Consider the following 12,802-nt stretch of genomic DNA (forward strand, 5'->3'; position numbering starts at 1 on the left):
GCCGAGCGCACGCCGTGTGCCAGCAGCTTGTCGCGCACATAGCGGCCGTTCACATAGCAGTACTGCCAGTCGGCACGCGAGCGGGCAGCATCGGGCAGGCCTGCACGGCCATGAATGCGCATGGGGCCGATGGCCAGATCCACCTCTCGGCTGGTGCGCACGAACTCTTCGCCCAGCACATCGGCGAGGCGCTGTGCCGGCGTGCCCGGTCGCAATTGCTCGACCAGCTTGCCCTCGTGCCACACGCTGAAGCCCACGTCCGGGCGGGCCAGGGCATGGCGGCGAACGGCTTCCAGGCAGTGCGCCAGCTCGGTGGCGTCACTCTTGAGGAACTTGCGGCGTGCCGGCGTGCTGAAAAACAGTTCGCGCACCTCCACGCTGGTGCCCACGGCGCGTGCTGCCGGGCTCAGTTCACCGGAGCGCGCATCCAGGCGATGGGCATGGGCCGCATCCGGCGTGCGGCTGGACAAGGAGGTGTCGGACACCGACGCAATCGCAGCCAGTGCTTCGCCACGGAAACCCATGGTGGCCACATGCTCCAGGTCATCCAGCGAGCGGATCTTGCTGGTGGCATGACGACGCAGGGCCAGGGGGAGCTCTGACACTGGGATACCGCAGCCATCGTCTTCCACGAGGATCTGGCGCACGCCACCGGCCAGCAGCTTCACCGTGATCTGGCTGGCGCCGGAATCCAGGGCGTTGTCAACCAGTTCACGCACGACGGACGCCGGGCGTTCCACCACCTCGCCGGCGGCGATCTGGCTGATCAGTTCGTCAGGCAGCTCCTGGATTGTGCGGCGCGCTGGCGCTGGCTCAGGGGATGAGGTGTCCGAAAAGGCAGGGTCGCGGGCGGGCTCAGGCGTCATCCCGCTATTGTAGAAGCCCCGGCTTCAGGGTGTGGGGCGATCTCGCCGAAGGGCCAATCCCGGCCATAATGCGCCGCCATGGATATCGCACACTTTTTGATTGACTTCATCCTGCACGTCGACAAGCACCTGATGGTGTTCGTTCAGGACTTCGGGCCCTGGGTTTACGCCTTGCTCTTCCTGATCATTTTTGTCGAGACCGGCGTGGTGGTCATGCCTTTCCTGCCCGGTGACTCGTTGTTGTTCGTGGTCGGCACCTTGTGCGGCCTGGACATGATGAGCCTGCCCCTGTCCATCGGGCTGCTGACGGTGGCCGCCATTGCGGGCAATCAAAGCAATTACGCGATCGGGCGCAAGTTGGGGCCGAAAGTCTTCCAGTGGGAGCAATCGCGCTTCTTCAACAAGAAGGCCTTCGAGCAGGCACACGCGTTTTACGAACAATACGGTGGCATCACCGTGGTGATCGCGCGCTTCATGCCCTTCCTGCGTACCTTCGCGCCCTTCGTGGCCGGTGTGTCCGCCATGAGCCGCGGCAAGTTCACGTTCTATGACGTGACCGGTGGCGTCTTGTGGGTGGCCGGTGTGACCCTGGCGGGTTACTTCTTCGGCAACATCCCGTTCGTGAAGACCCATCTGGACAAGATCATCTGGGCGATGATCCTGGTGCCGGGTGCCCTGGCCATATTTGGTACCTGGCGCGCTGGCCGCAAGGCTGCACAGACGACCTGATCGCCTTTACAGGGCGCGGTTGCGCGCCAGTGGCGGGTTCTTGGCGAAGTAGCGCTGGATGCCTTGCAGCAGGGCATCCGCCAGTTCGCGCTGGTAGTCGTCGTCCTGGAGCTTGGCTTCTTCTTCCGGGTTGGAGATGAAGCCGGTCTCGACCAGGATCGAGGGGATGTCCGGTGCCTTGAGCACGGCAAAACCTGCCTGCTCGACCTTGCCTCGGTGCAACTTGCCGATCTTGCCCAGGTGGCCCAGTACGGCATTGCCCAGCTTGATGCTGTCCTTGATCTGGGCGGTGGTGGACATGTCGAGCAAGGTGCGCATCACGGTCGCATCCTTGTTCTTGATGTTGACGCCGCCCACCTGATCGGATGAGTTTTCCTTTTGCGCCATCCAGCGCGCTGCGGCACTCGACGCACCGGTTTCGGACAGTGCGAACACCGATGCGCCACGCGCCTGCGGGTTCATGAAGGCATCGGCGTGGATGGACACGAACAGATCGGCCTGCACACGGCGGGCCTTGATCACACGCTCGTGCAAGGGCACGAAGTAGTCAGACTCCCGCGTCAGCATGGCGCGCATGCCAGGTTGGGCGTTGATCAGGGCGCGCAGCTTGTGCGCCACCTTGAGCACCACTTCCTTTTCATACAGGCCGCTGGGGCCGACCGCGCCGGGGTCTTCGCCGCCATGACCTGCATCCAGGGCGACGACGACCAGCCGTTGGGCGCCAGCCTTGGCGTTGCCAAGCAGGGCGTTGTCGTTGTCGATGCTGGCTTTGTCCGCCGTGCGGTCGCTGCTCCGGTCTCCGCTCTTGTCCTGCGGCTTGTCGCCAGGACGTCCTGGCTGCGCTTTGGCCACCGCCTTGTCTGAGGGGGCAGCAGGTCGCTTGAGGCCACCAATGAAGTCGCCCAGGGCATCGTTCATGGCGTCGGCGGCCTGGTCGGACTGTTGATTGGGCAGGGCGGGGCGTGCGATGCCGGGCGCGGCGGGCGTCGTGGGCGCAGAGATGAAGGCGCCGGGGCTGCCGCCACTGGCCGGCAGGGCAGAAGCGCTGGCCGCCTTGGCGCCGTCGCTGGCCGATGAGGCGCCAGGTGTGGCGGGCGTTGGTGCCGCCGAGGCAGAAGGGGCGCCAGGCTGCGCCTGCAAGGACATGCGCGGATCGGGCGCATGCGTGGGGTACAGGTCAAACACCAGGCGGTGCTGGTAGGCGGCCACGGGTGGCAGGCCGAATACCTGCGGTTTGATGGCCTGCTTGAGATCCAGCACGAGGCGCGCCACCTTGGGTCGGTTCTGGCCAACCCGCACGCCGGCGATGAAGGGGTCGTCGGAGCGCACCTTGCTGACGATGTCACGCAGTTGGGCGCTCAACTCCAGCCCTTCGATGTCGATCACCAGCCGCGTCGGGTTGGACACGGCGAAGAAGGTGGCATTGAGTGGCACATCGGATTCCAGCGTGACCCGCGTGTAGTCCGCTGCCGGCCACACGCGCACGGCCACCAGTTGGGCGCCAAAAGCCAGTTCCTTGGGCCCCAGCACCATGATCAGGGTGCCGCCCAGCGCCTGCTTGAGCAGTTGTCGACGGTGAGACTGGTGCTGCTTATCCATGGCTCAGCGCGCCCAGGGCGTGTTGTCCAACCGGGCTGGCCGCTTCGATGCGCACGTTGCGGCATTCACCCTCATCCAACCGAGGTGGGGGCTGAATGTGGATCTGCAAGTCGGCGCGGGGCAAGAGGCCTTCTGCCTTCTCTGGCCATTCAGCCAGCTTCAGGCCTGGTGCGGCGAAGATGTCGCGAAAGCCGGCGTCTTCCCACTCCTGCGGGTCGTTGAAGCGGTAGAAATCGAAGTGGTGGATGGCCATGCCGGGCACGTCGTGGGGCTCGACCACCGCATAACTGGGGCTCTTGATGCGGCCCTGTACGCCCAGCGCCCGCAGCAGGTGGCGGGTGAAGGTGGTTTTGCCTGCACCCAGGGTGCCATGCAGTTCGATGTAGGCGGAATGCCCGGCCAGCAGCCCAGGTTGCAGCGCTTGTGCCAGTTCGGCAGCCATGGCTGCACATGCGGCCTCATCTTGCCAGATGAAGTCGCGCACCATCGCCGGTACCTTGGCGTTGGGGGCTTGCGGGCTTGCTACGATCGTCACATGCGTCATGTACTTCAGTCACCTCATTCGGACACTCATCCGGGCCTTGTTCCGGATGCCTGTCCGGGGGAATCGGGCCGGACGGCCGACCTCGCTCAGGTCATGGCGAGCTTGCGCCAATGGGCGACAGAACTGGGATTTTCTCAGATTGGCGTAGCTGATGTCGACTTGTCAAGTGCCGAGGCCCCTTTGTTGGACTGGCTGGCGCGTGGTTTCCACGGGGAAATGCACTACATGGCCAGCCATGGGCTCAAGCGGGCCAGGCCTGCAGAGCTCGTCCCAGGGACGCTCAAGGTCATCACGGCACGCATGGATTATCTGCCTTCGAGCTCGCCAGAATCAAATGGCGAGTGGCAGCGTATCGAGTGGGATCGGCTTAATCAGCCCTCAGCCGCCGCGGTGTCGATGTATGCACGGGGACGGGACTATCACAAGGTGCTGCGCAACCGCCTGCAAAAACTGGCGGACAAGCTGGCCGAGCTGATCGGCCCGTTCGGTCACCGCGTGTTCACCGATTCAGCGCCCGTGCTGGAGGTTGAACTGGCCAGCCGAAGTGGTCTGGGTTGGCGTGGCAAACACACCTTGCTGTTGTCACGCGAGGCAGGCTCCACTTTCTTTCTGGGCGAGATCTTTGTCGACATCGACCTGCCGGTGACCGAGCCGGAGTCGGCGCATTGCGGATCCTGTCAGGCGTGCATGGATGTCTGCCCCACACAGGCCATCGTTGGCGAGCGACTGGTGGATGCCCGTCGCTGCATTTCCTATCTCACGATCGAGCAGAGCGGACCCATCCCTGTGGCGCTGCGCCCCTTGATCGGCAATCGCATCTATGGATGCGACGATTGCCAGCTGGCCTGCCCCTGGAACAAGTTCGCGCGCCGAGCCACCGTGCCCGACTTCGATGTGCGCTCAGCCTTGGCCAACCCCACACTCCTGCAGCTTTGGGGCTGGGATGAGGCCACCTTCCTGCGCCTGACGGAAGGCAGCCCGATCAGGCGGATCGGTTACGCCAGCTGGCAGCGCAATATCGCCGTGGCATTGGGTAATGCCTTGAGGGCCGAGCAGGACGCGGCGTCCCGGACGGCCATGCACAGTGCCTTGTCTGGCTGGTTGGCGCAGCCTCCCGCCGGGACGGATGTGGCACTGGTTGGGGAACATGTTCGGTGGGCCCTGGCGCAGGTTTCGACCGATTGATTCGCCTTGCGCCGATATGACGTGCGCACTGCATGGCGTTGTTGCCAGGGTGTCCGAAGTCACGTGGCAGAACGAACGGTTTGACCTATAAAGCCGAAGTTCATTTTCAGGCTAGTGCGCGCGGGGGCTGATGTCTCAGGCGCGTGCAGCGATGCCAAACCCTTTCCAAGGAGGCCTTGCCATGGGCTACAGGGACGATTTCTATTGCGCGGACAACATCCTGGGCTACACGGGTGACATCTCCAAGCCCACGACGGTGACGGTGTATTTCGCGGATGCGGGCGGCGTGAACCCCAAGCTGCAGACTGTCAATGGCGTGCAAAAAGTGGTGGTGAGCTTTGGCCACATTACCCAGGTGCACGATATTGCGGCCAACGTCGGGCGGGAGAAGGTTCGCGAGGCCTATTCGTATTCCATCTGCAATGTGATGTACGAGGGCAAGGAGTGCGCGCAGGAGTGCGTCTATGGCGAGCAGGAACTAAACAAGATCGGCCTGAGAGGGTATGAAACGGAGCAAGGCAAGTCGCGAGATGAACAGCATCTGGACTGGCACATCAGCCGCAATCGCTTCGAATCCGTCTCCGCCGGCAATCGCGCCATTCTGACCGCCGCGATTGGCCGCTGCCCCGACAAGAAAAAGCTGTGAGCCCTTTGGGTGGTTTGCGCACCCTGGCGGGCTTCAGGGTGTCTGCAGCAACTGCTTGAGCAAATCCGGGGTGGGGTAGCCGTCTGCGGGCAAGGCCAGACTGCGTTGAAACTGCTGTAGTGCGCGGCGTGTAGCCGGCCCCATCTGGCCATCCGGCTTGCCACTGTCGAAGCCGCGCTGGTTCAGTGCGTTTTGCATGGCCAGCGTCTCGCTGCGCGTGAGTGGTCGAAGGTCTTTTGGCCAGGGCGCTTGAACACCCGGGCCGCCGGCGATGCGTTGTGCCAGCAGGCAAACCGTCAGGGCATAGCTGGTCGCGTTGTTGTAGCGCAGCACGGCCCTGTAGTTGCGCCCGACGATGAAGGCCGGGCCACGCGCGCCAGCGGGTTGCAGGATGGATGCGTCGGCCAGGTCTGGCAGCGGGGTGTTGTCCATGGCGCGCACGCCTTCTGCAGCCCACTGCGCTGAAGGTTGTCGCACTTGTGGATCTGCACGTGAAGGATCGAAGTCCGCAGGCAGTTGAACCTCCGTGCCCCAAGCCTCCTGCGCGCGCCAGCCCGAACGAGCAAGGAAGTGGGCGGTGGACGAGAGCACGTCGGCCATGCTGCCCCAGATGTCGCGTCGCCCATCGCCATCGGCATCAACGGCATAGGCCAGGTAGGACGAGGGCATGAACTGCGTTTGCCCCATGGCGCCGGCCCAGGAACCCACCATGCGCTCGCGGTCGATGTCCCCGCGTTGAAGGATCCTGAGGGCGGCCAGCAGTTCGCTTTTGGCCCAGGCCTCACGTCGGCCCTCGAATCCCAGGGTGGCCAGGGCGTCAAAGACCGGCACGTCGCCGTAGTTGCTGCCGTAGTTGCTCTCCAGCCCCCATACGGCCATCAGGATCGGCGCAGGCACGCCATAACGCGTGCTGGCCGCGTCTGCCTCGGCCTGAAATTGGGCCAGCTTCTGCTGCCCCTGTGCAATGCGTTGAGTCGAGACGATGGCCTCGATGTAGTCCCACAAGGGCCGGGTGAACTCTGGCTGGGCACGGTCCAGCTCCACTGCTCGTGATCGCAAGTGCACACCGTCCAGCGCGGCGTGCAAGGTGGCGTCATCGATGCCGGCCGCACGAGCTGTATCACGAAAGTTCGCCAGCCACAACGCAAAGCGCTCATCGACGGTTCCCTCAGCGAGCTTGCCTTCGGTCTCCTGAACGGGCGAGGGACCAGTCACCGATGGCGCGCTGGGGCCGGGTGCCTGTGGCACCGTTGGCCTGGTGGTGGGCCCGGATGCGCACCCTGACAGCACGGCAATCACCAGTGCAGTTGAGGCAAGCAGCGTGCGAGGGCATGGAAGGGGCCTTTGTGGCATGGGCGAGCGAAGAAAGTGGCAATGCAAGAGTTGTTCAGCATGCCACACGAGGGCATCGCCCGAGTTTCTGTCGATATGTTGACGTGGTGGCTGTTTATTTGGCCTCGCGCGTGCCATGCTCCACCATTCAACTCAGCGAGAGCTTGCCATGTCCTTCGAACCCTATTTCCACGACGCATCGGCCACGGTGCGTTTTTGGGTGCCATCGGGGGAGTCGGGCATCGGCGCCATGATCGGCAGCGAGATACTCACGTATTGCTTCCGCGGCAGAGGCGATGAGGGCGAGCCCATGAAGGTATACGCCGCGCACCGCGACCAGATCCATGCCGCGGTACTGAAGCGTATGGCCGCTGGTGCCCGGGAGCCTGTGATCCTGAAGCGCCACGATCTGGGTATCTTGGGTTCATGATGGACGGTCGGTCCGACCGCCATCGACCCGGGCGAGCAGAAGATCAGCCGTTGACGAGCACGACCTTGCCTCGCACCTGACGAGAGCCCATCAAGGCAAACGCTTCCTTCAGTTGCGACATGGGCAGCTTGTGCTCGATCACCGGCTTGATCTTGCCTTCCATGTACCAGGCCGCCAGTTGCATCAGGCAGCCCGCGTTGTTCTGCGGTTCGCGTTTGGCGAATTCACCCCAGAAGACGCCCATCACCGAGGCGCCCTTGAGCAGTGGCAGGTTCAAGGGCAGCGAGGGGATCGGGCCGTTGGCAAAGCCGATGACCAGGTGGCGACCACGCCAGGCGATGGAGCGGAAGGCTTGTTCGGTCAGGTCGCCGCCGACCGGGTCATAGACGACGTCGGGGCCCTTGCCTTCGGTGATGACCTTGAGCTCGTCGCGCAGGTTCTGGCTGACGTAGTTGATGGTGGCGTCCGCTCCCAATTCCTTGCACAAGGCGCACTTCTCGTCTGTTGATGCGGCTGCAATCACCTTGGCGCCGGCCGCCTTGGCGATCTGGATGGCCGCTGTGCCCACACCCCCGGCGGCACCCAGTACCAGCACGGTTTCGCCGGCCTTGAGTGCTGCGCGGTCCATCAGGCCGTGATAGGTGGTGCCGTACGTACACAGGAAGGCCGCCGCATCTTCAAACGAGAAGACCGGTGGCAAGGGCATCAACATGGCAGCTGGTGCCACGGTGTGCGTGCCAAAGCCACCCGTGCCCGCAAAACCGGCGACATGGGTGCCCACAGCCAGGTGCTTGACGCCTTCACCGACCGCCTCGACCACGCCGGCGAACTCGGCGCCAGGCACGAAGGGCAGCGGAGGGCGCATCTGGTACTTGCCCTGCACGATCAGCAGATCGGGGAAGTTCAGGCTGGCCGCCTTGATGGCGATGCGGACTTCGCCTTTGCCGGGCTCGGGTGTGGGGCTTTCCTGCCAGGTCAGGGCATCGGGGCCGCTCAATTCGGTACAGGTCCAGGCTTGCATGGTGTTGTCTCCGTGATGGTGTTGGTCTGGCTTGATGGAGTTGTGCCGAGTCGTCAGACGGCATCCTTGGCAAAGGTGTTGCACTGGCGCATGTCGCCGGATTCCATCCCGCGCTTGAACCAGGTCATGCGTTGCTGGCTGGTGCCGTGGGTGAAGCTCTCAGGCGAGACATGGCCGCTGGCGTTGCGCTGCAAGGTGTCGTCGCCGATCTGGGCTGCGGCGTTCATGGCTTCTTCCACATCGCCAGCTTCGATGATCTGGCGCGCCTGTTGTGCATGGTTGGCCCACACGCCGGCATAGCAGTCTGCCTGCAGTTCCAGCCGCACGCTCAGGGCGTTGTATTGCGTCTTGCTCAGGCGATGGCGCATTTCGTCGACCTTGGCCGAGGTGCCCAGCAGATTCTGCACGTGGTGGCCCACCTCGTGGGCGATCACATAGGCTTGTGCGAAATCGCCCGGTGCGCCCAGACGGTCACGCAGCACGTCGTAAAAGCCCAGATCGATGTAGACCTTCTGATCACCCGGGCAGTAGAACGGGCCGGTGGCCGACTGGCCCTGGCCGCAGGCGGTGGGTACCGAACCCCTGAACAGCACGAGCCTGGGGTCCTGATACTGGCCGCCAGCCTGTTTGAACAGTTCGTGCCAGACGTCTTCGGTGTCAGCCAGCACCGTGCGCACGAAACGGGTTTGCTCGTCGTTGGCGGGGGCGTGAGATCTGCTGGCCGCAGGCTGGTGTGCGGGTGATGGCGCGCTCATGCCGCCACCACCGCTGAGCATGTTGAGCACGGTCAGCGGGTTCACGCCCAGAAAGTAGCTGGCAACGAGTGCAACGGCCACCGATCCCAGGCCGATGCCACGGCCCCCGAACGACATGCCCGGGCCTGCGCCACCTCCGGCGCCATCTCTGACGTCCTCGACGTTGTCGCTTTCTCTGTTGCCTTGCCAGCGCATGGTGTCGTCCTTCAAATGCGGCGTGCTTGCCTCGCGGGCATTCTAGGTCCGACATCGGAAACGGCGGGCGTTGGCGCCGCCTAGAATGCCGGGGCTTATGACGACGTCCAACCTGTCCGCTTTCAAGGGGTTTCCGCCCGAGCACGCTACCGATGTGCGCATGCCCCGCAACTGGCTGTGGCTGGTGGCGATCGGTTCACTGGCCTGGCGCCTGTGGGTGTCGGCCGCCTTGCCCTTGACGGGTGATGAAGCCTTGTTTTATTGGTGGGCGCGCTTTCTGGACTATGGCTATTACGATCACCCGCCGATGGTGGCGTGGTGGATCGCTGCGGCGCGCGCGCTGTTGGGTGATGCCAGTTGGGCCGTGCGCCTGCCTGCCACCTTGCTGCCGCTGGGGGTGGGGTGGGCCATGTGGTGGGCCTGGTCGCCCATCAGCCGTGCACGCGCGGCCTGGGCCGTGCTGTTTTACTGGCTGGCGCCCGTCAACTGGCTCAATGCCCTGATTGCCACTGACTCTCCGCTCATTCTCTGGGCGGCCTGGTCTGCTGCGGCCATGGTGCGGGCCGAACATGCCGCATCTCAAGGACAAGGTGGTTGGGCCCTGTACCGCCTGTATGCCCTCAGTGGCTTGTTCATGGCGGCCGCGTTCCTGTCCAAGTACTTTGCGGTGCTGCTGGGTATCGCCTACGTGGTGTATTTCCTGCTGTTTGCGCGCCAGCGCTGGCGAGGCTTTGCCGTGATGGTGTTGTGCGCCTTGCCCGGCGCGGCCCTCAACGTGGTCTGGAACCTGTACCACTGCTGGACCAACATCATGTTCAACCTGTTCAACCGCAACGAGGATGCGGTGGCATCGTGGGATACCGTGCTGAGCTATGTGGGCATGATGGTCTACCTGATCAGCCCTGTGTTGCTGTGGATGGGCTGGAAGCACCGCGCCGCGCTGTTGCGAACGGTTCGTGGTCATGCCCTGTTGAGTTGTGTGGCCGTGGTGCCCTTGCTGCTCTTTGGCCTGATGTCTGCCAAGAAGGTGATCGGCCTGCATTGGGTGATGGGCTTCTACCCATTTGCCTTTGTGTTGCTGGCGCTCGCACTGCCCGATGGCCGGGCCTTGTCGTCCACAGCCAGGGGCCTGACCGTGATCCTGGTGCTGCACCTCGTGGCCTCCGTGTCGCTGTCGGTGATGGGCTTGCATCAATGGCAGCACTTCCGCTACTACCACCGTCTGGTGGAGGCCGCCCGCAGCGAGCAGATGGTGCAGCAGGTACAGGCGCCGGGCGTGGTGCTGGCTTCCAACGGGTATTCATCGGCCGCCATCTTTGGCTATGCCGCCAGGCTGCATGTGCCCGTGCTGGGCATGGGCAGCGTGCATGCGCGCCAGGACGACCTGACCGTGGATTACAGCGCGCTGGAGGGCAAGACGATCCGCGTCATGGCCACACGCGAGCCCTCTGTGGAAGACTATCGCCCGTATTTCGACCAGGTTCGTTTGCTGCGCTATGAGCAGGATGGCGCGCCCTTCTGGGCCGTGGAAGGTGTGAACTTCCACTTTGACATCTACCGTGAGGTGGTCATGGCCGAGGTCAATCGCCGCTACTACCGCTTTCCCTCCTGGTTGCCGGTCAAGGGCTGTGCCTTCTGCCAGCGTCTGTGCGGGGCGGATCGCTGTGCGCCTTGATGCGCGGCGTTTGTCCTGGGCTGCATTTGTACTGGCCTGAGTCGCTCATGAGTCGCCGATGAGTCGGGCATGAGGCCCTACATGTCGCTCAGGCAACCCAGGGCAGGCAGGGGCGGGGATAGAATCGCCGCTCCTGCTGTCCCCCCAAGCTGTTCATCGAGGCCCTTGGTAACCTATGTCTGCTGCGACGGATTCGTCCTTGCCTGTTGTCATCATCGGGGCCGGTCTGGCCGGTTTGACGGTTGCATTGCACCTGGCGGAAACCCAACCCGTGATCGTGCTGGCCAAGCGCCAGCTGGAAGAGGGCGCCACAGCCTGGGCACAGGGCGGCATCGTCGGCGTGCTGGGCAGCGATGACAGCATCGACTCCCATGTGCGTGACACCCAGGAGGCCGGTGCCGGCCTGGTGGACGAGCGCACGGCTGAATTCATTGCCCGCCACAGTGCCGAGGCGGTGGAGTGGCTGGTGGCACGAGGCGTGCCGTTCTCGCCCGATCCGGACGGCCCGCTGGGCCTGCACCTGACGCGTGAAGGTGGCCATGCCGTGCGCCGCATTGCGCACGCGGCCGATGCCACGGGCAAGGCCATCCACGATGTGCTGCTGGCCGAGGTCAAGCGCCATCCCAATATCCAGTTGCGTGAGAAGTGGATGGCGATCGATCTGATCACCAACCGGCATCTCAAGAAGTCCGCGCAGGAGCAGCAGGAGGCACAACGTTGCCACGGCGTGTATGCGCTGGACATCGAAACCCAGCGTGTGGAAACGATGGCCGCGTCGGCTGTGGTGCTGGCCACCGGTGGTGCCGGCAAGGTGTACCGCTACACCACCAATCCTGAGACATCGACGGGTGATGGCATCGCCATGGCCTGGCGTGCGGGCTGCCGTGTGGGCAACATGGAGTTCATCCAGTTCCACCCGACCTGCCTGTACCACCCGCAAGAGCGCAGCTTCCTGATCACCGAAGCGTTGCGAGGCGAAGGCGGCATCCTGCGCTTGCCCGACGGCACCCGCTTCATGCAGGATCACGACGAGCGCGGCGAGCTGGCTCCCCGTGACATCGTCGCCCGCGCCATCGACTTCGAGATGAAGAAGCATGGCGCCGATCACGTCTGGCTGGATGCCACGCACCTGGGTGAAGCCTTCCTCAAAGAGCATTTCCCGACCATCTACGCGCGCTGCCTGTCACTGGGTATCGACATCGCGAAGCAGCCCATTCCGGTTGTGCCGGCCGCCCACTACACCTGTGGTGGCGTGGTGACCGATCTGCATGGCCGTACCGATCTGCCCGGCCTGTATGCCGTGGGCGAAACCACCTACACCGGCCTGCACGGCGCCAACCGCCTGGCCAGCAACTCCTTGCTGGAATGCGTGGTGCTGGGCAGAACGTGTGCCGAAGACGTGCAAGGCCAGATCCCGGCTTCGGCGCCCAAGGTGCCGGCCTGGGACGAAAGCCAGGTGACCGATGCCGATGAGGAAGTGGTCATTGCCCACAACTGGGACGAACTGCGCCTCGTGATGTGGAACTACGTGGGCATCGTGCGCACGACGCGCCGCCTGGAGCGGGCCCTGCATCGCATCAAGCTGCTGCGCAGCGAGATCGACGATTACTACGCGGCCTTCCGTGTGAGCCGCGACCTGCTGGAGCTGCGCAATCTGGTGGATTGCGCCGAGCTCATCGTGCGTTCTGCCTTGTCACGCCAGGAAAGCCGCGGCCTGCATTTCAGCCGCGACTACCCGCGCACCTTGCCGGTCAGCTTCCCGACCATCCTGTGCAAGAAGCCCAAGAAGAAGGACGCCTGGCTGCCCTGAGCGCGCCATGACGCG

Annotated in this window: 12 protein-coding genes; 6 read left to right on the forward strand and 6 right to left on the reverse strand. The window is 64.0% G+C overall.

Going from position 1 to position 12,802, the window contains the following annotated elements:
- The coding region (gene mutL / locus VFW93_RS17615; protein ID WP_329695257.1) for a DNA mismatch repair endonuclease MutL at positions 1-866 on the reverse strand (866 nt) is incomplete at its 3' end.
- Positions 867-944: 78 nt separating this feature from the next.
- On the opposite strand from mutL, the gene VFW93_RS17620 reads away from it, so the two are divergent.
- Positions 945-1,595: a VTT domain-containing protein gene (locus VFW93_RS17620; protein WP_329695258.1), complete on the forward strand. Its 651-nt coding sequence runs from the start codon at positions 945-947 to the stop codon at positions 1,593-1,595.
- A gap of 6 nt (positions 1,596-1,601) precedes the next feature.
- Here VFW93_RS17620 and VFW93_RS17625 read toward each other — a convergent pair whose 3' ends face one another.
- Positions 1,602-3,194 (reverse strand): N-acetylmuramoyl-L-alanine amidase, encoded by a 1,593-nt coding sequence (locus VFW93_RS17625; RefSeq protein WP_329695259.1) that lies wholly within the window; start codon positions 3,192-3,194, stop codon positions 1,602-1,604.
- Positions 3,187-3,681, reverse strand: a complete 495-nt coding sequence (tsaE, locus tag VFW93_RS17630) for a tRNA (adenosine(37)-N6)-threonylcarbamoyltransferase complex ATPase subunit type 1 TsaE (RefSeq protein ID WP_329695313.1) — start codon at positions 3,679-3,681, stop codon at positions 3,187-3,189. The genes VFW93_RS17625 and tsaE overlap by 8 nt, the downstream gene beginning before the upstream one ends.
- 150 nt (positions 3,682-3,831) lie before the next feature.
- On the opposite strand from tsaE, the gene queG reads away from it, so the two are divergent.
- Positions 3,832-4,923, forward strand: coding sequence for a tRNA epoxyqueuosine(34) reductase QueG (gene queG, locus VFW93_RS17635; RefSeq protein WP_329695260.1), 1,092 nt, complete (start codon positions 3,832-3,834; stop codon positions 4,921-4,923).
- A 181-nt stretch (positions 4,924-5,104) separates the two neighbouring features.
- Complete coding sequence (locus tag VFW93_RS17640) at positions 5,105-5,569, forward strand: hypothetical protein (protein ID WP_329695261.1); 465 nt, start codon at positions 5,105-5,107, stop codon at positions 5,567-5,569.
- Between the two features lie 33 nt (positions 5,570-5,602).
- Here VFW93_RS17640 and VFW93_RS17645 read toward each other — a convergent pair whose 3' ends face one another.
- The gene (locus VFW93_RS17645) at positions 5,603-6,922 is read right to left on the reverse strand and encodes a lytic murein transglycosylase (protein ID WP_414639724.1); all 1,320 of its coding nucleotides are present in this window, start codon (positions 6,920-6,922) and stop codon (positions 5,603-5,605) included.
- Between the two features lie 148 nt (positions 6,923-7,070).
- Between VFW93_RS17645 and VFW93_RS17650 the strand changes: the two genes are divergently transcribed.
- Complete coding sequence (locus VFW93_RS17650; protein ID WP_329695263.1) at positions 7,071-7,331, forward strand: DUF1488 family protein; 261 nt, start codon at positions 7,071-7,073, stop codon at positions 7,329-7,331.
- 43 nt (positions 7,332-7,374) lie between these two features.
- Here VFW93_RS17650 and VFW93_RS17655 read toward each other — a convergent pair whose 3' ends face one another.
- Together VFW93_RS17655 and ypfJ are read right to left on the reverse strand one after the other, a co-directional pair.
- Positions 7,375-8,352 (reverse strand): NADPH:quinone oxidoreductase family protein, encoded by a 978-nt coding sequence (locus tag VFW93_RS17655; RefSeq protein ID WP_329695264.1) that lies wholly within the window; start codon positions 8,350-8,352, stop codon positions 7,375-7,377.
- 53 nt (positions 8,353-8,405) lie between these two features.
- Positions 8,406-9,302 carry a KPN_02809 family neutral zinc metallopeptidase gene (gene ypfJ, locus VFW93_RS17660; protein ID WP_329695265.1) on the reverse strand — a complete coding sequence of 299 codons (897 nt, stop codon included), beginning with the start codon at positions 9,300-9,302 and terminating at the stop codon, positions 8,406-8,408.
- A 97-nt stretch (positions 9,303-9,399) separates the two neighbouring features.
- On the opposite strand from ypfJ, the gene VFW93_RS17665 reads away from it, so the two are divergent.
- Positions 9,400-10,977: an ArnT family glycosyltransferase gene (locus VFW93_RS17665; RefSeq protein ID WP_329695266.1), complete on the forward strand. Its 1,578-nt coding sequence runs from the start codon at positions 9,400-9,402 to the stop codon at positions 10,975-10,977.
- 175 nt (positions 10,978-11,152) lie between these two features.
- Positions 11,153-12,787 carry an L-aspartate oxidase gene (nadB, locus tag VFW93_RS17670; protein WP_329695267.1) on the forward strand — a complete coding sequence of 545 codons (1,635 nt, stop codon included), beginning with the start codon at positions 11,153-11,155 and terminating at the stop codon, positions 12,785-12,787.
- Positions 12,788-12,802: the final 15 nt, after the last annotated feature.

Origin of the sequence: Aquabacterium sp. (assembly GCF_036279675.1) — a bacterium.
Lineage (GTDB): Bacteria > Pseudomonadota > Gammaproteobacteria > Burkholderiales > Burkholderiaceae_C > Aquabacterium.

Excerpts from the sequence above, each read along its gene's own strand:
- VFW93_RS17620 (WP_329695258.1), top strand. The coding sequence starts at position 945 with ATGGATATCGCACACTTTTTGATTGACTTCATCCTGCACGTCGACAAG.
- VFW93_RS17625 (WP_329695259.1), bottom strand. The coding sequence starts at position 3,194 with ATGGATAAGCAGCACCAGTCTCACCGTCGACAACTGCTCAAGCAGGCG.
- tsaE (WP_329695313.1), bottom strand. The coding sequence starts at position 3,681 with ATGGTGCGCGACTTCATCTGGCAAGATGAGGCCGCATGTGCAGCCATG.
- queG (WP_329695260.1), top strand. The coding sequence starts at position 3,832 with ATGGCGAGCTTGCGCCAATGGGCGACAGAACTGGGATTTTCTCAGATT.
- VFW93_RS17640 (WP_329695261.1), top strand. The coding sequence starts at position 5,105 with ATGGGCTACAGGGACGATTTCTATTGCGCGGACAACATCCTGGGCTAC.
- VFW93_RS17645 (WP_414639724.1), bottom strand. The coding sequence starts at position 6,922 with ATGCCACAAAGGCCCCTTCCATGCCCTCGCACGCTGCTTGCCTCAACT.
- VFW93_RS17650 (WP_329695263.1), top strand. The coding sequence starts at position 7,071 with ATGTCCTTCGAACCCTATTTCCACGACGCATCGGCCACGGTGCGTTTT.
- VFW93_RS17655 (WP_329695264.1), bottom strand. The coding sequence starts at position 8,352 with ATGCAAGCCTGGACCTGTACCGAATTGAGCGGCCCCGATGCCCTGACC.
- ypfJ (WP_329695265.1), bottom strand. The coding sequence starts at position 9,302 with ATGCGCTGGCAAGGCAACAGAGAAAGCGACAACGTCGAGGACGTCAGA.
- VFW93_RS17665 (WP_329695266.1), top strand. The coding sequence starts at position 9,400 with ATGACGACGTCCAACCTGTCCGCTTTCAAGGGGTTTCCGCCCGAGCAC.
- nadB (WP_329695267.1), top strand. The coding sequence starts at position 11,153 with ATGTCTGCTGCGACGGATTCGTCCTTGCCTGTTGTCATCATCGGGGCC.